Raw genomic sequence first — 20,447 nt, forward strand, 5'->3', positions numbered from 1 at the left:
TCTTCAATCCTTTGCTGTTTCGGACATCTGTGTCCGAAACTCACTCTGAAGCGGACATCCTTGTCCGCGTTAGCAGGTGCAAGGGGACATGGATGTCCCCCACAGTAGGGATTCGGACACAAATGTCCGAATCAACTCTAAAGTTTCTTCTCCAAATCTATCAGATCCTGCAATAACCCCATAGTTACAGCGCCCGGTTTTCCATTTCCAATTATCACATTATCCACCTGAACTATAGGCAAAATGCGTTTGGTGGTGCTGGTCAGGAAGGCTTCTTTAGCAGTGGCAATTTCAGCTATAGTTATAGTTCGTTCTTCGGTTTTATAGTTCTTGCCCGCAAGTGCCAGTGCATTTTTCCGCGTCACACCCAAGAGCACATCTTCTGAGGGTGTAACTATAGTATCATCCTGGGTAACTATAAAGAAGTTACATCGCGGAAACTCCGAAACCACACCATTTTTCTGGTACAGCACATCGCTGGCGCCAGCCTTTTGTATCTGCTTTATCAGGCGGATGCCCATGGCGTAGTTTATAGTTTTAACCCGAGGCATTTCCCGTACATGGTCGTGGGTAATTACTTTTAAACCTTGTGCTACAATGTCCGGGGCTGGCAGCAGCAGGGGCAGTTGTTGTATGAGCAGGTTAGGTTCGGCAGGGTCGTAACCGTTGCCGGAATAGCCACCCGTTAGTATCATCTTTATGCCCGAGATGGGCAGGTTGTTTATCGTTATCAGCTGGTAGATAGTATCAGCTAATTCTTTTTCAGTTAGCGGTACTTGTAGCTCCATCAACCTGGCTGATTCGTTAAACCGCTCCAGGTAATCTTTCATAAAGACTGGCTGGCCGTCCTGCACTTTAAAGAAATCAAACACACCATAACCCCGCTGGATAGAAAGGTCGCTGATATGTAGTACTACATCTTCGTAAGGCTGAATTTTGCCATTGATGTAGGCCTGTAGTTTAGGGTTTGATGGCATACAGATGACTTGTAGTTGAGGATTAAGTAGTCAAATTAATAAGAAATGATATACATCAGTGTATTTGTACGGGAAGCTTCCTACTTTTGCCTCAGTTGTTCCTGGTTCAGTTTAAACTATACAGCAACTATAAAGTATACAACAGGATAGCATTTCAGATGCTAGAAACTCAAAGCAATCAAACATGGCAGCAATACCCGCATCAGAACTGATCATCAATAAAAACGGCACCGTTTACCACCTTAACCTTTTACCTGAACATATCTCCGACACCATTATTACCGTTGGCGACCCTGACCGCGTAGCGATGGTGAGTAAGTATTTTGATGAGATTGAAGTACAGATTGTAAAGCGTGAATTTGTTACCCACACTGGCTACTATAAAGGAAAACGCCTTACGGTTATGTCCACGGGTATGGGTACAGATAATATCGATATCCTGATGAACGAGCTGGATGCACTGGTAAACATTGATTTCCAGAGTCGTGAGCCTAATGAGGAAAAGATAAAGCTGAAGATAGTTCGTGTAGGTACTTCGGGTTCGCTACAGGATTCTATTCCGCTGGGCAGCCATGTGGCGTCGCATTACGGCGTTGGCCTCGACTCGCTGATGGAGTTTTACCCGCTGGAGCAGAACGAGAATGAACAAAGTATCACCAAAGCCCTGAAAGAACAATTAGGCGTTGGTTTTACACCTTACTGCGTACCAGGTTCTAAAGAACTGATCGATAAGTTAGCCTTTGATATGATACCGGGCAATACACTTACCTGTCCGGGTTTTTACGCACCGCAGGGCCGGGTGCTGCGTGCCGGCTTACGCAACCAGAATCTGTTGCAGGTGTACCAGAACTTTAATGTATGCGATTTTAAGATGACCAACTTTGAAATGGAAACTGCCGGTTACTATGCCATGGGCCGTTTACTGGGTCACGAAATGCTGTCGCTGAACGCTATAGTTGCTAACCGCATTACCCAGGAATTTGCCACTAACTCTGAAGAGATTATAGACAGCCTGATCCGCAAAACGCTTGATAGGATTTAAGCAGATCTATACTTTAAAACAGCACAGCCGGATGAATTTGCTTCGTCCGGCTGTGCTGTTTTATGGTTAGTGTTTATGTTAATCGCAACGAGTCATCCCCCTACCCACTTCAAAGGGGGACTTTATCTACTAAGGTAATTAAACTAAAAGTTTACGCATTGCTAAGTGTCCCCCTTTGAAGGGGGCGGGGGGATGATTTACTTTAGCAGATGATCCAACTATAGCTTCAGCAAAAACTCCATGGTATCCACGCCGTCGGCATAATCCCATACCATTGGGCATTGTGCTTCGCCAAACGGTATACTGCCTTCCAGCCAGCCGTGCGCCGACACTATTACCTGGGTTTTATCTTTAATAGCATTCAGTTTCTCGCGCAGGTCTGTCAGTGAACTGAAGGTTTCATAGAACAGCACCGAGATAGGAGAGACCAGGTTCTCACTTTCATGCACCAGCATAAAACCGTTATCGAAGTGAGGTACACGGTTTACCAGCAATATAGATTTGTTGTAGTCATAGTTGTTCTGGTATTTATGGTGATCCAAAACTTTGCTGCGGTGTTCATTCGCTTCAAAGAACTTGTCAAATTTATAGCCTTCCGGTACAAACACCTTAGATACATTTCGACAACCCAAGCCATAGTAGCGGAAAAAATCTTCGCCTAAAGCTTTCAGGTCATCAGCTTCTTCGTGGCCGGTAAGCACGCCTATACTAGTTCTGTTTTTTCGGATGATATGCGGGCGCTTGGCAAAATAATATTCAAAGTAACGGGCGGTGTTGTCGGAGCCGGTAGCTATTATGGCATCCGCATCCTTTAGCATCTCTACAAACTCGAACTGGTTGGCGAAAGCAGGCTCTATGCCTACCAGCATATCGGCCAGGCGGCGCATCAGGGGTTGGTCGTTAGAGCTTAACTTGGCCAAAAGGTAATGCCCGCTCATCAGCACCGACAAAAAATCGTGAAAACCCACCATCGGGATATTGCCGGCCATCACTACACCAACTTTTTTAGGTGTAACCTGTTTGAGATGATATGGGTAAAGCCATTCACGGAGGTATTGTTCCTCCAACATCTGAGTTATGCCATTGAGGGCACTGGATACGTTTTCTTCATCAAACCACGGGTTACGCGACTGCGCCATGCGCGCCCATACCTGTCGGTCTTCCGGAGTCAGGCTTTTTAATTGCCTGCCCAGTTCCACAAAAGCTTCGATCCTGTTCTCTAATGTCATGACGTATATATAGTATGGCTGTAAATTTTATTTGAAAAGGCGTTTATTGTTCCTAATTTTGCGGCTTAGAAACACGACATACAAAAGTATAAAAAATATACAGGAGATACGATTATGGCTATAATGATAACCGATGAATGTATAAACTGCGGAGCCTGCGAACCAGAGTGCCCTAACACTGCTATTTACGAAGGCGGTGCCGAATGGACCTGGGGTGGCGGTACTGCCCTGAAAGAAGTGGAGATAGACGGCGGCGAGGTAATTGCCGGCGATGCTGCACAAACACCAATTTCAGACGAGTTTTACTACATCGTTTCTGATAAATGCACCGAGTGCATGGGCTTCCATGAAGAGCCGCAGTGTGCAGCCGTTTGCCCGGTAGACTGCTGCGTGGACGACCCGGATTACCGCGAAACCGAAGAAGAATTGCTTGCCAAGAAAGCCTGGTTACACCAGGAAGCGTAAGTATAAACTATAATTTAAAGAAGAAACCTGCCTTACAAGGGCAGGTTTTTTTATTTATTTTTGATTACAAATAGTAGCGAAATATGGAAGGCCAGATTCACACCGATAAGACTTTTGAGAAAGTAGTCTATCTGAATAAGGATGTAAAGAACCGCGAATTCGAGAACTGTACGTTCAAAAACTGCGATTTTTCGGGTAGTAACTTTGCCAGTACACGTTTTACCGACTGCACTTTTATTAGCTGTAACATGGCTATGGTTAAGCTTGGGCATGCAACTATAAACCATGTGGAGTTTAAGGAATGTAAGCTTACGGGTATCAATTTTAGTGAGTGCGAAGACTTCCTTTTTACCGTATACTTCGAGAATTGCCTGCTTGATTACGCTTCGTTTGCCAAAATGAAAATGGCCAGGACCAAATTCATAAAATGCTCCCTGAAAGGCGTGGACTTCTCAAATACTAATCTCTCCAATGGCTTTTTTGATAACACCGACCTGGAACGAGCTGTTTTCAACTATACTAATCTTACCAGCGCAGATCTGTCTTCAGCCTATAGCTTTGACATTGACCCTGAAATAAACACGATAAAAAAAGCCAGGTTCTCTCAGTATGGTTTGCAGGGTTTGCTTACCAAGTATAGTTTACGGATTGTCTGAAATTGTCTAAATCCTGATCCAGACTACCAACAATCAGCAACCAACAATCAACAATTACATCTAAATTCCCTATTTTTGCCTTTTAGCGCTTTAAGCAGCAAAAACAAGTATACGATGTCGATAGCAAAGAAATATAGTCCCAAAGAAGTAGAAGAAAAGTGGTACAGCAGTTGGATGGAGCGTGGCTTCTTCCGCTCTACGCCTAACCCAAAAAAGGAGCCTTATACCATTGTAATTCCGCCGCCAAACGTAACAGGCGTACTGCATATGGGCCACATGCTCAACAATACCATCCAGGATGTGCTTATCCGTCGGGCGCGAATGCAGGGCAAAGAGGCTTGCTGGGTACCGGGCACCGACCACGCTTCTATTGCGACTGAGGCCAAAGTAGTAGCCATGCTGAAAGAGCGCGGCATCGAGAAAAAGGATATTACCCGCGAAGAATTTCTGAAATATGCCTGGGAGTGGAAAGAGAAATATGGCGGCATTATCCTGGAGCAGCTTAAAAAACTAGGCGCTTCCTGCGACTGGGATCGTACCCGTTTCACGATGGAAGAAGACCTGTCTGCTGCCGTTATCGAAGTATTTGTGGACCTGTACCGCAAAGGCCAGATCTACCGCGGCGTGCGCATGGTTAACTGGGATCCGCAAGGCAAAACAGCTCTTTCGGATGAAGAAGTGATCCCGAAGGAAACGATGGCGAAAATGTACCACCTGAAGTATGAAGTGGTATCTGACAACGCCGAGAAGACTTACATTACCGTTGCTACATCGCGCCCCGAAACCATTATGGCCGACGTGGCTGTAGCTGTTAACCCGAACGATGAGCGCTACAAACACCTGCACGGTAAATCCGTTCGCATACCGTTGCTGGGCAAAGAGATTCCGGTTATAGTTGATGAGTACGTAAGCATTGAGTTTGGTACAGGTGCGCTGAAGGTAACACCTGCCCACGACCTGAACGACTACGAACTAGGCCAGAAGCACAACCTGCCAACGATAGATATTCTGAACGACGATGGCTCGCTAAATGAAAAAGCGCAATTATACATTGGACAAGACCGTTTTGCTGCCCGTCGTAACATTGTAAAAGATTTACAGGAAGCTGAGCTTCTTGTGAAGATAGATGAGTACCCAAGTGTGCTGCAAACTTCCGAGCGTACAGGTGCTGTAATAGAGCCGCGCTTGTCGATGCAATGGTGGTGCAAAATGGATAAAATGGCGAAGCCTGCCCTGGAGTCTGTAATGGAAGACCAGATACGCCTGCACCCGCCTAAGTTCAAAAACATGTACCGCTCCTGGATGGAGAATGTACGCGACTGGTGCGTATCTCGCCAGCTGTGGTGGGGCCAGCAGATCCCGGCATACTACCTGCCGGATGGCTCTTTTGTAGTAGCAACTAATGCCGAAGAAGCGCTGGAGCTTGCCCGCAAGCAAAGCGGAAACGCAGACCTGCAACTAACTGACCTGCGCCAGGACGAAGACGTCCTGGATACCTGGTTCTCGTCGTGGTTATGGCCTATCTCTGTGTTCGATGGCTTTAAAGACCCTGATAATAAGGACATCCTATACTATTACCCGACCAACGATCTGGTAACTGCTCCTGAGATCCTGTTCTTCTGGGTAGCGCGTATGATCATGGCTGGTTTCGAGTTCCGTAATGAGATGCCGTTCCGAAATGTGTACCTTACGGGTATAGTTCGTGATGCGCAGGGCCGTAAAATGTCGAAATCGTTGGGTAACTCACCTGATCCGCTGGACCTGATCGACCAGTACGGTGCCGATGGGGTTCGTGCCGGTATGTTGTTCAGTTCACCGGCTGGTAACGACCTGTTGTTCGATGAAAAACTGGTAGAGCAGGGTCGTAACTTCAGCAACAAGATCTGGAACGCCTTCAGGTTGATAAAAGGATGGGAAGTTGACGAGAACCTGCCATGCCCTAATGAAACAGCTATCAAGTGGTTTGAGTCGCGCTTTAACGAAGCGTTTGCCCAGATTGAAGACCATTTCGAGAAGTTCCGTATTTCGGATGCCTTGCTAGCGGTTTACAAACTGGTATGGGATGACTTCTGCTCAAACTACCTGGAGATGATCAAACCGGCTTACCAGCAGCCAATCGATAAGCAAACGATAGATGCGACTGTTGGCTTCCTGGAAAAAGTACTGAAGGTGTTGCATCCGTTCATGCCGTTCATCACAGAAGAGATCTGGCACGACCTGAAAGAGCGCAAAGAAAAAGAATACCTGATCGTTTCTGCGTGGCCGAAGAAGGATACGTTTGATAAGAAACTTAACGCCCGTATGGACAGCGTACTGAAGGTAGTTGCTGCCATCCGTAACATCCGTAACTCGAAGAATATACCACAGACGAAAGCGCTTGACCTGTCTATAAAGGTAATGAACCAGGATGGCTACGAGTCGTTCCTGAGCATTATCCGTAAACTTGCCAACATCAACGAAGTACAGTTTGTGAAGGAGAATGTAGACGGTGCTATCAGCTTTGTTGAGGCCGGTGACGAGTTCTTTATTCCGATGGAAGGTAACATTGACGTGGCAGCTGAGCGCGAGCGCTTACAGAAGGAGCTGGAGTACACCAAAGGCTTTCTGATGTCAGTTTCTAAAAAGCTAAGCAACGAGCGTTTTGTGAGCGGTGCACCGGAATCGGTTATTGCCAACGAGCGCAAAAAGATGGCTGATGCCGAAGCAAAGATCAATGCTATAGAGCAAAGCTTAGCTTCGCTTTAAACAATAGTTTAGGTTTTAAAAACAGCGGCCGCTTTCTTAGGAGAGCGGCCGCTTTTGTTTTATAGTTGATTACCTTCATGTCATTCCGAGCGAAGCCGAGGAATCTTATACAGCGGTAGGACATATAAGGTCTCTCGGCTACGCTTTAGATGAGAGCTGTTTTTAAATTGATGGTATTGGGTCGCGACTTGTCCGTTCTATAGTGTCAACTATAGAGCCAACTATAAAACTGTAATTTCCGCTTTACTCCTTCATCGCAGCGCTCAAAACAGCACTTACTTCCCGTTCAACTTTCGGGAGAATATCACTCAGGCCTTCTTTTTTGCTGGGATAATTGATTTGTACCTGTCTATTACCAATTCTGTATTCTAATAACCCTTGCTCGGCTTCAGTCATGTAATAAAAATGGAGCGGGTCGTCTGAGGTGGTGACAGCATAAGTCCGGAAAGTGAAGTTGTTTTGTATGCGATGCTGGGTAGGAGCGCGGTTCTCGAGGTAACGTTGGGTTACAACCGTGTCTAAAGCTATAGATGTCTCAACCTGGTAAAGAGCTTTAATATGACCTACCGGGAACTTCCAAACCTGAATTTTATGGTGGCCCTGCGAGCTCTGACTATAATTGCTGTTGGTCAGGTCTATAGTTGCGACTACACCAAATAGCTGCAGGTCATGGGCTATAGTCTGAACTGATGGAGATGCTGAAGTATTGTCGCTGATAAAGACAGGAGAGCCAGTTAACTTGCCCAGATCCTTTTCCAGATCCTGTTTAAAGGTATAGTTGTCGGCTTGTGCCTGTAGGAGGAGGAAAAGGAAAGGAAGTATAGTTTGAATGAGCAGCATAGGCATCAGTTTTATAGTTTATACTTCCTTCCCCAAATTTCGTGCGGTTATTTCAGTTCAAAAACTACTTTCACCTGTGCTGATACAGGAATTGTCTGCGGAAACTCATCCACTAGATTTCCCATGGAAGACTGCCCTCTAATGACAACTTCATTCAGCATTTCGGACTGGCGGTAATTCTGAAAATCAGGATCTTTGTCTTCGGTATCACTAATTTTAGAGATACGCTTTATTTGCCTGTTAGCTGATTTAGCCATAACGGTAGCTTTAGCTCGTGCAACTTCGATGGCTTTTTCCATCACTTCCGTTTGCTTTTCCTCCATTTTTGATGATTCAAAACCGCTTCTTATAGTCGTAAAACCATCCTTGATCAAGCGACTTTGCACTTCCGAAAATTTACTCATGTCATTCAGTAAAAAGCCAACAGTCTGGTGGCCGGCAAAGTAGGTGTCGCGTTTTCGGTTATTATAGTTCTGCAGTTGGTTTACTGTCAGCAGCGAGTAATTTATATCTTTAGCTGGTATCTGGAGCTCTTTTAATAGTTTAACCAGTTTGTTTTCCTGCTTCTGGTGTTTCTGGTATACCTTATCTACACTCGTCGAATCAACGGAAGACAAAATAACTACAAACTTAACCTGGTCTGCGGGCACGTTTATAGTTGCATGGCCGAGCACCACGATCCGGTTATCGGGTGATACAGTTTGAGCTTTGGCAATAAAGCAAAGCAATAAAAATAGAAATGTCAGCTTAGTTTTCATGGGCTAAAAGTTGGAGTTATAATTTGATTTATAGTTTAGAATTGTCAACCACCGTCCAGTTTATAGTTCCGTTGTTCACAGTATATTTTAGCAGCAGGTAACCGCCGTTGTGGCCGTCTTCATAATAGGCAATCGCATAGCGGTCGTTCAGAATGCGGCTGTCACGAATAGCCATAGTACCGCCCATAGTTCCTTTTTCTGGTATAAGCTGGTTTTGCTTGCGGTTCAGGTCGTTCATCAGGTCTGTTTCCGGAGATTTCAGGCCTTTACGCTGTAGCTTCTGCACATCGCTCTGGCTCAGGCTACCCAATTCATCTACAAAGGCAGCGCCGCCCGGTGGTACCAGTTCCATGGTATCAGGCGGTAAAACCATTCCTTCCAGCGAGTCTGTTTCAGCTTGTTCCTGCTCTAGTTCAGAATCGATTTTTTCAACTTGTCTGTCGGCAATGGCTTGTCTGCTTTCGGCTTCGTTTTTCTGCCAGTAAAAGTATACTGCCAGAAACAGGAATATGGCAGCTAAGATCCAGGGTAATATATTTCTCATAGTTCTATAGTTTATAGTTACTGCTATAGTTGAAAGCAGCTACAGTTTATACTTTTAATATTAGCAAAAAGATATGTCTAAAACTATAGCCAAAAAGAAAGCCTGCCACATTGCTGCAGCAGGCTCTTTATAATTGTCAGATCTTATACTTAGATCGTCTGGTTCACATCAAATTGCTCAAGGTAATCAGCCACACGGCGCACGAACATGCCACCCAGCGAGCCATCAACCACACGATGGTCATAAGAGTGCGACAGGTACATAAAGTGACGGATACCGATCAGATCACCTTCAGGTGTTTCGATAACAGCCGGCTTCTTCTTGATAGCACCAACAGCCATAATGGCTACCTGCGGCTGCATAATGATAGGCGTACCCATTACGTTACCGAATGAACCTACGTTAGAAACTGTATAAGTACCACCAGCCAGGTCATCCGGCGTTAGTTTGTTTATACGTCCACGGTTTGCCAGGTCGTTCACCTTTTTGGTCAGGCCATTCAGGTTAAGCTGGTCCGCGTTTTTGATGTTCGGAACGATAAGGTTACCACTTGGCAAAGCTACTGCCATACCAATGTTGATGTCTTTGTGGCGGATAATCGTACCACCGTCTACAGACACGTTGATCATCGGGAAATCTTTGATCGCTTTCGCGATCGCGTCGATAAAGATAGGAGTGAAGGTAAGGTTCTCGCCTTCGCGCTTCTTATACACATCTTTCCACTTGTTTCTCCAGTTCACCAGGTTGGTTACATCCGCTTCTACAAACGACGTAACGTGCGGAGAAATGCGCTTGCTGTCTACCATGCGTTCCGCGATCATCTTGCGCATACGGTCCATCTCGATCATCTCGACATTACCGCCATACGATGCAGCTGGTTTAACCTGTGGTGTAGCAGCCTGAGGTTGTGGAGCAGGAGCTGGTGCAGCGGCAGGAGCCTGAACCTGTGTTTGCGGTTGAGCCTGCGGAGCAGCAGCCTGGGCAGGAGCACCAGAACGGCTTTCCAGGTAAGTCATGATATCTTTCTTAGACACACGACCTTCTTTGCCGGTACCTGGCACATATTCCAGTTCCTGCATCGAAATTCCTTCTTCTCGGGCAATGTTTAGTACCAACGGAGAGTAGAAACGGCCGGAAGCAGGTTGATCTAACTTAGCAACAGAAGAGCCGGTTGTAGCAGCAACAGTTTGTGCAGGAGCAGCTTGCGGTGCAGCAGCCGGAGCTTCAGCCGCAGTTGGCGCGGCAGGAGCAGCAGTGTCATCGCCGCCTGTAGAAATGATAGCGATAGGAGCGCCAACAGCTACCACGTCGCCTTCCTGTACCAGTATTTCTTTAAGAATACCACCCTGAATAGCAGGTACTTCTGTATCTACTTTATCAGTAGCAACTTCCAGCACCGATTCATCCTGCTCTATGGTATCACCCACATTTTTGAGCCATTTCAGAACGGTACCTTCCATGATACTCTCGCCCATTTTGGGCATAACCATTTCTACAAGTGCCATATTTTATAGTTGATTTTCTATGATATTAGTTTGCAGAAGTTAGATCGTAAACCGAATTAAAGGCTCTGAATTACATTACTTATCCAAGAGTCTATTATCTAACAACTATATACTGTATGTCTAATTTGAAACAAAGTTAAGGATTTTAGCCTATTCATCAACGGTTGCAGCCAAACTTTGACGGATAAGGTTTAAGGCAACCAAGGCAGTATACTCAATGTTGAGCAGACGGTTTTTATTATAGTTCAGCAGCTTAGCTATCGTTTTATGTTCATCAGCATATGCTATCCAGATCGTGCCAACAGGTTTATCCGGTGTGCCGCCATCAGGGCCGGCTATACCGCTTGTTGCCACGCCTATAGTTGTGTTTAGTTTTTTTCGCACATTTTCAGCCATCTCGCGCACAGTGGCTTCACTTACGGCACCATGCTGTTGCAGGGTTTCAGGCTTTACATTCAGTTCCCGAATTTTTACATCGTTATGATAAGCAACTATACTTCCCATAAAATAAGCTGAGCTACCCGGTATGCTCGTAAATTTGTGTGCCAGGTAGCCGCCAGTGCAGCTTTCAGCAGTAGCTATAGTTAGGTTCTGTTCTTTCAGCAAATTACCGACAGCTTCTTCCAGGCTCACTTCGCCATAAGCAAAAATATAGTTCGGGATGATCTGCGTGAGTTTGTCTACTTCAGTTTGTAGTTCCTGTTCCAGTATAGTTGCATTGTCTCCGCTGCCGGTCAGTCGCAGGCGCACACCGGTAATATGTGGCAGGTAAGCTAGTTTTATGTGCGGCGGCAAAGCAAGTTCCCAGCTTTCTATGCGATCGGCAAGTATAGATTCGGCAATGCCCGTAGTCTGGATAACTTTATGGATGATCTCAGGAGTTTTAAAATGGGCTTTTAGTTTTGGCAGCACAATGTCGGTCATCATGCGTTTCATCTCAAAGGGCACACCCGGCATCGACACGTATACTTTGCCTTCCTGCTCAAACCACATGCCCGGCGCGGTGCCCAGCACATTGCGTACAGGTGTGCAGCTCTCCGGTAAAAAAGCCTGTTGCCTGTTTAGTTCAGTTACTTCAATGCCACGTTTCTCAAAAATAGCTGCAATATCGGCCAGCGAAGGTTCGTGCAGTTTAAGAGTAGTGTGGAAGTAGGCTGTGAGCACATCTTTCGTCAGGTCATCTTTCGTGGGGCCTAATCCGCCGGTAATAAGTATAATGTCAGCTCTGGTTTTAGCATCGTCTAAAGCCGAAATGATATGGGCAGCACTGTCAGAAATTGATGTGATCTGTTTTACTTTTATACCTAACTTCGTAAGTTCCGTACCCATCCATGCAGAATTGGTATCAACTATTTGTCCGTATAGTATTTCGTCGCCGATGGTGATGATCTCTGCGTTTACCGCTTCCATAGTATTTTGGTCTGATTTGTGCGTTGGGTTTTAAAACTGATTCAAGTTAAAGATGTTATAACGATATGAAAAAATTACTTTACACTTCTTTTGTTGCCTTGGCTATAGGTGCCAGTGCATGTACGGCTGCCCAGGTACAGCAAACCGTTGATGGCGTTTTAGCAGGCACAACTACCGGTGCTCCCGTTACACAATCTGAAGTTGCATCCGGTTTACGGCAGGCACTTGAAATAGGTATTAAGAATGGCGCCGGAAAAGCTTCTCAAACCGATGGCTACTATAAAAACTCCCTGATCCGTATTCCTTTTCCGCCGGAAGTGCAGCGCGTTGAGAACACCTTACGCAAAGTTGGCCTCGGCAGCGAAGTAGATCGTTTTGTAATGACCCTGAACCGTGGCGCTGAAGATGCCGCTAAAAGTGCTGTGCCTATTTTCGTGAACGCCATTAAACAGATGACTATACAGGATGCGTGGGGAATTCTGAAAGGCGACAAAGATGCCGCTACCCAATACCTGAAGCGCACGACCTCAACGCAGCTGACCAATGCCTTTAAGCCGGTAATACAGCAGTCGTTGCAAAAAACAAATGCTACCAGATACTACGCTGACCTGGTAAACCAGTATAACCAGATTCCATTAGTACAAAAAGTTAACCCGAACCTGGATGAATATGCTACCCAGAAAGCCATTGATGGGTTATTCCTGCTGGTAGCCGATGAAGAATTGAAGATCCGAGAAAACCCGATTGCCCGCACAACAGAGCTGCTTCGCCGTGTTTTCTCTAAAGAGAATCAGTCGTAGGTAACGTTAAAGACCTGCGCTTATAGTTAGCCCGCATTGCCACTATGGTAGTGCGGGCTTATTTTTTAAAACATAAACCCTTTTATATTAGTACAATACAGCAAATTTATAGTTACCGCTATGCCCCAAACACTACCAGACTATGGATAACAAACAGATCGCATATATTCCGCTTACCAAAGATAAAGATCTAGATAAACTGATAGAAGAAGTAGGCAGTGCCCGCATTGTAATGTTAGGCGAAGCATCTCACGGCACTTCCGAATATTACACCTGGCGCACCGCCATTTCCAAGAGGCTGATACAGGAAAAAGGGTTTCAGTTTATTGCTGTTGAGGGCGACTGGCCCGAATGTTATGCGGTTAACCGTTTTGTAAAGGGATACCAGAATTCAGGAAGTAAGATTGCTGATGTGCTACAGGTTTTCCGGCGTTGGCCGACCTGGATGTGGGCAAACTGGGAAGTGGCGGCACTGATGGAATGGATTCGGGATTTTAACCACTTGCGGCATGCTGATGAGAAAGTAGGGTTTTACGGGCTTGATGTTTATAGTTTGTGGGAGTCGCTGGAGCAGGTGTTGAAGTACCTGGAGCAAAACGATGGGCAGGCAATGGAGGCAGCGCGCTCCGCCATGAACTGTTTTGAGCCCTATAACCGAGATCCGCAGGAATATGCCAGGGCGACTGCTTTTGTTAGGACCGATTGCCAGGATGAAGTTATTGGCATGTTGCAGCGAATTATCAGATCTCCTAAACATACCGGCGACCGCGAACATGATTTTAACACCCAGCAAAATGCTATAGTTACTGTGAACGCCGAAAAATACTACAGGGCCATGGTGCAGGGTGGAGCAAAGTCATGGAACGTGCGCGATAGCCATATGATGGAAACCCTGGATAGGTTACTGGAATTGCACGGGCCGGATTCCAAAGCTATAGTTTGGGAGCACAACACGCATATTGGCGATGCCCGCGCTACCGATATGGCAGATGATAACATGCATAATATTGGCCAGCTGGCCCGCGAAAAGTATGGTAACGACCAGGTAAAGCTTGTTGGCTTCGGAAGTTACCAGGGCCATGTAATCGCGAGTAAGTCGTGGGGAGCGCCCATGCAGAAAATGGAAGTGCCGCCCGCCAAACCCGGCAGCTGGGAAGATATATTACACAACATCAGCGATGAAAATAAGCTGATCCTGAGTAAAGACCTGAAACACATAGAAGAGTTAGCGCAGCGCCGTATAGGGCACAGAGCTATTGGGGTAGTTTATGACTCAAAATTCGAGGCCTATGGTAACTATGTGCCAACTATAATTCCGGAGCGTTACGATGCCTTTCTGTACTTTGATGAAACAGATGCCGTGCACCCTCTCCACATGAAACAACGGGGAGCCAAAGAACCCGATCTATACCCATGGAACTATTAAAGTCTATAGGCAGAAGTAATGAACTTATGCGATAAAGTACTTGATCTTAGTCAATATAAAAGCAAAATCCGCTTACCCAGGAGATAAACGGATTTTTACAAATGTGGCTATGCGATTCCACATTAATTTCACCTAAAACAAATGCTTAAGCTCTTTGCTCATTTTATAGTGAATTATCTTTAACAAGCGTAAATGATGCTTCCTGCACATCACGCGAATTAGGGCCGACAAATACTTTAAAGTCGCCGGGCTCAAATCCGAAAGTCATATCTGCACGCCAGAATGCGAGGTCTTCAGGAGTTATGGTAAACGAAACAGTCTTTTTCTCTCCCGGCTTAAAGGCCAGCTTCTGAAACTTTTTCAGCTCTTTTACAGGTCGGGTAATGCTGCCCACCAGGTCACGGGTGTATAGTTGTATCACTTCTTCTCCTGCATATTTGCCTGTATTGGTCACGTCTATACTTACCTGCAATTGTCCGCCGGCAGTAAGTTTACTGTTGTCTATCTTCAGGTTGTCGTATTTGAACGTGGTGTAGCTAAGCCCGTAGCCAAACGGGTAAAGTGCCGTGTTAGGCACATCTCGATACCGTGATCTGTAAACCCGCTCCGAACCTGGCTCTGAATGGTTGCCATCGTAAGGCCGGCCTGTTGTTTTGTGGTTATAGTATAAAGGCAGTTGCCCAACCGCTCTTGGAAACGACACCGGTAGTTTACCCGATGGGTTGTACTCCCCGAACAGAACACTTGCCGCCGCATTACCAGCTTCAGACCCAAGTGACCAGGTAGCAAGTATAGTAGGTACATTTTCATCGAGCCAGGTAAGTTCCAGGGCACGACCGCTGCTGACCAGTGCAATGATCGGTTTACCTGTAGCGTGTATAGCCTTTACCAGCTCCAGTTGTATGCCTGGTATCGAAATATCTGCTCTTGATGCACCCTCTCCGTTCATTACGGCGCTCTCACCAATGGCCATAACCACCACATCAGCTTTTTTAGCTGCTGCTACAGCTTCATCAAATTTAGCTCTGGAATCGCTGTAAAGTTCGCATCCTTGGGCATAGGTTACATCAGCACCTTTCGCATACTTCTTTATCCCTTCCAGGAAAGATACCGGGTGCTGTGCCTCCCCAAAGAAAGACCAGGTACCATTCATGTCTTCTTTGTTATCTCCAAGCGGGCCGATCACAGCGATCTTTTTAGCTTGGCCTGTGTTAAGTGGCAGCAGGTTTTTCTCGTTCTTCAGTAACACGATGGAGCGTTGCGCCATTTCAAAGGCAACCTGCAAATGCTCTTTAGAGCGTATCTGCTTTTTCTCGGTTTTAGTGTTGCTGTATAAGTATGGGTTGTCAAACAGGCCCAGCTCAAACTTTAGCCATAGTACTCTGCGCACGGCATCATCCAGGTATTTCTGTTCTACTTTTCCCGCTTTTACCAAACCAGGCAGTTCTTTCAGATAGATCTCAGACATCATATCCATATCTGTGGCTGCTTTTATGGCAAGCTCGCCGGCATGGGCATTATCCTGGGCATAGCCATGGGCTACCATCTCCCCAATGTTCTGCCAGTCTGATATTACAACACCTTTAAAATCCCATTCATCACGCAGGATCTGGCGCATTACCTTGTTATTGGCTGTGGCAGGTATACCGTTCAGTTCGTTGAAAGAACTCATCAGGGTGGCCGCACCGGCATCCAGGGCCGCTTTAAAAGGAGGGAGGTAGGTGTTACGAAGTTCGTACTCCGAGATATCCACGGTATTGTAATCGCGGCCAGCTTCTGCGGCACCATAGGCTACAAAATGCTTTACGCAGGCGGCTATAGTTAGCGGGTCCGAAAGGTCTTTTCCCTGGAAACCTTTAACACGGGCCGCGGTGATCAGCGATACCAGGTAAGGGTCTTCTCCGGCACCTTCTGCTGTTCTTCCCCAGCGGGCATCGCGGGCAACATCGGCCATAGGGGCAAAGGTCAGGCTTATGCCGGATGCGGCAGATTCTTTTGCTGCAACCCTAGCGCCTTTCTCAATGGCAGCCAGGTCCCAGCTGGCGGCTTCGCCCAACGGAATCGGGAAAACAGTTTTAAAGCCATGAATCACGTCGGCACCGATCAGCAACGGAATACCCAAACGCGACTGCTCCACAGCAATTTTCTGTAGTTTACCAGTATAGGCAGCACCATGGATATTGAAAATACCTGTGATCTCTCCTTTACGGATGGCTTCGTTAAAAATGTCTGATTCGGAGGTGCGTACGGTTGGGCCGGTGTTAAAAAGGTCGCCAACTACAAAGTTCAACTGTCCGACTTTTTCTTCCAGCGTCATTTTGGAAAGAAGCTTCTCTATGCGTTGGTCTGTGCTCTCTTTTTTGTCACCGCTTTTAAAAGAGGTGAGGCCCCCTGAGGCTATAGTTGCTGCTATCAGCAGAATAGGTATAAAGATCTTTTTCATGATAAGTATATATGGTTAGGGCACACATCACCTGAATTTTTAGACAGAGTTTGTACCGTAAAGTCGTAATCAAATAATCTGTATGCGTTTTATGATAATGCCATCCGGGGTATGAAGGCGGCAAAAGTATAATCCCGGAGCAGCGCTTGTCTTTACTTGCAGCACAGTAGGGTAGGGCTGTGAAATACTGGCCGTGACTTCTTTGCCCAGGCTGTTAAAAAAATGGGTTTGGATGATCCGTAAAGGCTCGCTGAGTAAAATGTTAAACTGACCGGTGTTGGGGTTTGGGTAAGCCGTTATCTTGTCAGAATCAAACTCATCCTTTATGCCCAACACCGATCCGGTGCTGGTAACTGTATTAGAGAATTCTGAAGTGCCATTAGTGTTAGAAGCTGTTACTCTATACAGATAGCCCGATTCTGGCGAAACGGCATCTGTATATGTTTTTGTATTGGCTGCTACAGATGCTATTTCGGTAAAGGGCCCGGCCTGTGACGTAGCACGGAGTATCTTAAAGCTTTCTTCATTGGTGGCATTGTCCTGCCAGGTAAGGGTAACGGAAGCGGATGTTTTGGTAAGGCTCAGGTGTGAAGGACGACGGGGAACAGCAGGAATGCTTTGAAATACCTGGAAATGGTCTATCCAGAGAGAGTCACTGCCAGCTGAACCTAAAACGCCATAGTCTACTAACATTCTGATCTGTTTAACTTTAGTGCCATCTATCTGACCGTTACCTGAGCCAAAAAGTGAACTATAGTCAAAGTAATAAGTAAAGAATTCGCCATCATCGATCAGCGGTGTCAGGGTAAAAACATTATTTGTAGCCGTCGTTTTACCGGCTGTGTCTTTCAGGTCCAGGCGCAGTACAACACTCCCGCTTTCGTTCTTCGTTTTTATAGTTGCCGCTAAAACAGGATAGCCGCTCATATTGAGCGGCTCTGTTAGGGTGTATACTATCTGTGGAAGAGCAGTGGGGTCGGTTACCTGGTAATGTACTTTCAGGGCACCATCTGCCTGGCTAAAATTAAAAGTTCCCCCGCTGCTTGTTAGCTTGGCTGTTGGCAGACTGCTAAAGTCTTCAATTATAAAGGCTTCTCCGGTGGGGTTCTGGCTTATGTTCACCTGAATTTCCTTACTATAAACTTGTCCGTTCAGGCTCATTTGTACTTTTACCTTTCCGGCTGTTTCGCCCCAGTTTACTTTTACCTCAGAGGTGCCTGCCCCGCTAATAATAGTGGCGCCTGACGGAACTTCCCAGGTATAAGTAGCACCCGTTACCTGGCTTGCTTTAAAACCAAGGTTTTGTGAATTGGGAGCTACTATAGTTGGGCCATTCAGCTTTAACTCCTGAAAGGTCTGGTAAACGCGAACATAATCTACCTCAAATCGGGCTGTTGTTAGAGCAGGATCAATTCCGTTCTTCTGGCCATTCGTCTCAAACTTCGGATCGCTACCCCAGTTACCACCCATCGCTAAGTTGATGATAATAAACTGCGGATCATTGAAAGGCCATGTTGCTGCGTCCTTGTTTACAGGTGCGTAAGTATAGAACAGGTTGTTATCCACGTAAAACTTTATCGCATCCGGTGTCCATTCAGCAGCATATACATGAAAGCTGTCGCCGTAATCGCTAACTATAGTTGAGTTGGTGTTTACCGTGTTGCCGTAGCTGGATGGCGTGTGCAGGGTGCCATGCACCTTTCCCGGATCGCGACCTACATGCTCCATTACATCTATTTCGCCACTTGCAGGCCAGCCTTTGGTCGTAATGCTTTCGCCCAGCATCCAGAGGGCGGGCCAGGTGCCAGATCCTTTCGGAAGCTTTGCCCTGAACTCTACACGGCCATAGGTAAAGTTGTATTTGCCTTGTGTTTTAATGCGGGTCGAGGTCCAGGCGCCATTGTTCTTGTTAGCTTCTATTACAAGTTTTCCACCACTGCGACGAACGTTGCTGCTTTGGTTGGTATAAGTCTGTACTTCGTTGTTTCCCCAGCCTCCTTGCCCGGTTCCTAGGTCATAGCTCCAGTAGGTAGGGTCGGGGACTCCTTCACCTTCAAACTCATCTTGCCATACCAGCTCGTTAAAGCCTGTGCTCTGTGAGAGTGCAGGCAAAGCGAGGCAAAGCAGCATAAGCGCTGTTAACCCTTTATATAAAATTTTCATAAGCGTAAAGTTATAGCAGCGGCAGCTCCGGAATTGAATACAGAAGTGCCGCTGCTTATAAGGTTAGTTAGTGATGAGCTCTACATCATCAATGTAGAAGATGCCCGGTATAAAGTTACCTTCGCCTCCGATCTGGATGATGATTCGGTCCAGGTCTTTGCGGTCGGCTGCGCTGCTGAAGTCAAAGGTCAGTTCTACCCACTTATCAAGCTGAGTAACCTGCTGTTTAACCTCTACCTGGCTATTCCAGGGTTCTCCTACTTCAGAGTTCTGCAACTTCACAGATACCTGCTTCAAAAGCTGTTTATTCGCCCAGTCATAACCTTCCTGCGAGGTATAATCATTATAGTTTGGCATAAACACTTTTAACCGGATCTTATTTTTGGTAGTCAGGTCAATTTTATGGTCCAGGGTGAAGTATAGATTGGTAAACGCGTGCGCTTCACCAGCCGGCTTGATATACTGCCCTACTTTAGCAGAAGTGTTGATCGGTAGGGGAGCAGGGTTATCGTAAGCTTCATTAAATGTTACCTGGTCTGTCTGCCATACAATGTTACCCGGTGTATCAAAGTTGTCCTTCAGGTCAATGGCTTCTTGATATGGTTTTACTTTCACCGGAGGTGCGTAGCCTTCTGGTACGAGCACATAATTACGTACGCCACCGCCACCGCAGCACACTTTTCTTATGTGCAGTTTGTTTTCTGAAAGCTCTATTATTTCATAAGTACCCTGGTTGTCATCCCAGGCTATAGTTTCACCATTACTTACAGAAAGCATTGTTTTGCCGTTTTCCTGGTAGATGTTCCATGTGCTGGCTACAGGAGTTTGCGGCACACACACGTTTTCCTGGCTGCCATCTACACCCCACATAGCTCCGCCGCTCTTATTTTCAAATTTGAAGCCGATTAGCTTAAAGGTGTATTTGTCATCTTTCATGCAGTCATTCTGAGTATCCAGCGTTTGGTTCCACCAGGATGATGGCGCTTCAGGAGGTCCACCAAAATTCATAGGTCCGATCGGGTCAAATACCCAGGTTTTACCTTCCAGCGCATCGGCACCACCAGTCAGGAAGTTATAGTCATCCCGATCCAGCATCAATGGGTTGGTATTTTCGATCGTGATCTTTTCACTGTTTGAAGCTGCGCCGCCGCTGGTATACATGGTAAGTGTAACCGTGTACTCGCCTTTTAGCGGGTAGCTTCCTGTTACTTCCATACCGGTAGCCGTCTCTCCATTGCCCAGATCCCAGACTGCTTTGAAGCCCGGTGCATTTGCTTTAAAATGGATGATGTTAGGGTTTGCTGCATCTGGCTGGGTCGTAAACTTTACTTGCTCTGATGAAGGAGCCGGCCCAAGGCTTCCTTCTTCCTCCTCGCAGCTGCTTACGGCAAACGTTAGCAGCAGGAGCGTTGCGATGTATGATAGATATCTTTTCATGATTAGG

16 protein-coding genes are annotated in these 20,447 nt (G+C 46.3%); 6 read left to right on the forward strand and 10 right to left on the reverse strand.

Annotated features, from left to right (window positions below; translation table 11 throughout):
- Window positions 1-137 precede the first annotated feature (137 nt).
- On the reverse strand, window positions 138-977 hold the full coding sequence (locus ABS362_RS05260; RefSeq protein ID WP_350411282.1) for an aminotransferase class IV: 840 nt from the start codon (window positions 975-977) through the stop codon (window positions 138-140).
- 184 nt (window positions 978-1,161) lie between these two features.
- Here ABS362_RS05260 and ABS362_RS05265 point away from each other — a divergent pair, with 184 nt between their 5' ends.
- Entirely contained in the window at window positions 1,162-2,019 is an 858-nt protein-coding gene (locus ABS362_RS05265; protein WP_350411284.1) for a nucleoside phosphorylase, read from the forward strand.
- 218 nt (window positions 2,020-2,237) lie between these two features.
- Here the strand turns inward: ABS362_RS05265 and ABS362_RS05270 are convergent, their stop codons facing one another.
- Window positions 2,238-3,248 carry an acyl-CoA reductase gene (locus ABS362_RS05270; protein WP_350411285.1) on the reverse strand — a complete coding sequence of 337 codons (1,011 nt, stop codon included), beginning with the start codon at window positions 3,246-3,248 and terminating at the stop codon, window positions 2,238-2,240.
- Window positions 3,249-3,362: 114 nt separating this feature from the next.
- Between ABS362_RS05270 and ABS362_RS05275 the strand changes: the two genes are divergently transcribed.
- The 3 genes from ABS362_RS05275 to ABS362_RS05285 all read left to right on the forward strand — a co-directional run bounded on the left by ABS362_RS05275 (window position 3,363) and on the right by ABS362_RS05285 (window position 7,114).
- Complete coding sequence (locus ABS362_RS05275) at window positions 3,363-3,713, forward strand: 4Fe-4S binding protein (RefSeq protein ID WP_350411286.1); 351 nt, start codon at window positions 3,363-3,365, stop codon at window positions 3,711-3,713.
- A gap of 83 nt (window positions 3,714-3,796) precedes the next feature.
- Window positions 3,797-4,369 (forward strand): pentapeptide repeat-containing protein, encoded by a 573-nt coding sequence (locus ABS362_RS05280; protein ID WP_350411287.1) that lies wholly within the window; start codon window positions 3,797-3,799, stop codon window positions 4,367-4,369.
- Between the two features lie 114 nt (window positions 4,370-4,483).
- Window positions 4,484-7,114, forward strand: a complete 2,631-nt coding sequence (locus tag ABS362_RS05285; RefSeq protein ID WP_350411288.1) for a valine--tRNA ligase — start codon at window positions 4,484-4,486, stop codon at window positions 7,112-7,114.
- A 243-nt stretch (window positions 7,115-7,357) separates the two neighbouring features.
- Here the strand turns inward: ABS362_RS05285 and ABS362_RS05290 are convergent, their stop codons facing one another.
- The 5 genes from ABS362_RS05290 to ABS362_RS05310 form a co-directional block, all read right to left on the reverse strand.
- Window positions 7,358-7,954 carry a hypothetical protein gene (locus ABS362_RS05290; protein ID WP_350411289.1) on the reverse strand — a complete coding sequence of 199 codons (597 nt, stop codon included), beginning with the start codon at window positions 7,952-7,954 and terminating at the stop codon, window positions 7,358-7,360.
- Between the two features lie 47 nt (window positions 7,955-8,001).
- Window positions 8,002-8,712, reverse strand: a complete 711-nt coding sequence (locus tag ABS362_RS05295; protein WP_350411290.1) for an SIMPL domain-containing protein — start codon at window positions 8,710-8,712, stop codon at window positions 8,002-8,004.
- 28 nt (window positions 8,713-8,740) lie between these two features.
- A complete protein-coding gene (locus tag ABS362_RS05300; protein ID WP_350411291.1) occupies window positions 8,741-9,256 on the reverse strand; it encodes a hypothetical protein in 516 nt (171 codons plus the stop codon).
- A 149-nt stretch (window positions 9,257-9,405) separates the two neighbouring features.
- Window positions 9,406-10,761, reverse strand: a complete 1,356-nt coding sequence (locus ABS362_RS05305) for a dihydrolipoamide acetyltransferase family protein (protein WP_350411292.1) — start codon at window positions 10,759-10,761, stop codon at window positions 9,406-9,408.
- Window positions 10,762-10,911: 150 nt separating this feature from the next.
- A complete protein-coding gene (locus ABS362_RS05310; RefSeq protein ID WP_350411293.1) occupies window positions 10,912-12,171 on the reverse strand; it encodes a competence/damage-inducible protein A in 1,260 nt (419 codons plus the stop codon).
- A gap of 65 nt (window positions 12,172-12,236) precedes the next feature.
- Between ABS362_RS05310 and ABS362_RS05315 the strand changes: the two genes are divergently transcribed.
- Window positions 12,237-12,971, forward strand: coding sequence for a DUF4197 domain-containing protein (locus ABS362_RS05315; RefSeq protein WP_350411294.1), 735 nt, complete (start codon window positions 12,237-12,239; stop codon window positions 12,969-12,971).
- 142 nt (window positions 12,972-13,113) lie between these two features.
- Entirely contained in the window at window positions 13,114-14,397 is a 1,284-nt protein-coding gene (locus tag ABS362_RS05320; RefSeq protein ID WP_350411295.1) for an erythromycin esterase family protein, read from the forward strand.
- 163 nt (window positions 14,398-14,560) lie between these two features.
- Here ABS362_RS05320 and bglX read toward each other — a convergent pair whose 3' ends face one another.
- The 3 genes from bglX to ABS362_RS05335 all read right to left on the reverse strand — a co-directional run bounded on the left by bglX (window position 14,561) and on the right by ABS362_RS05335 (window position 20,440).
- Window positions 14,561-16,840, reverse strand: coding sequence for a beta-glucosidase BglX (gene bglX / locus ABS362_RS05325; RefSeq protein WP_350411296.1), 2,280 nt, complete (start codon window positions 16,838-16,840; stop codon window positions 14,561-14,563).
- 69 nt (window positions 16,841-16,909) lie between these two features.
- Window positions 16,910-19,003: a family 16 glycosylhydrolase gene (locus ABS362_RS05330; protein WP_350411297.1), complete on the reverse strand. Its 2,094-nt coding sequence runs from the start codon at window positions 19,001-19,003 to the stop codon at window positions 16,910-16,912.
- 63 nt (window positions 19,004-19,066) lie between these two features.
- Window positions 19,067-20,440, reverse strand: a complete 1,374-nt coding sequence (locus ABS362_RS05335) for a PKD domain-containing protein (RefSeq protein WP_350411298.1) — start codon at window positions 20,438-20,440, stop codon at window positions 19,067-19,069.
- Window positions 20,441-20,447 lie beyond the last annotated feature (7 nt).

Origin of the sequence: Pontibacter populi, assembly GCF_040278685.1 — a bacterium.
Taxonomy (GTDB): Bacteria; Bacteroidota; Bacteroidia; order Cytophagales; family Hymenobacteraceae; genus Pontibacter; species Pontibacter populi.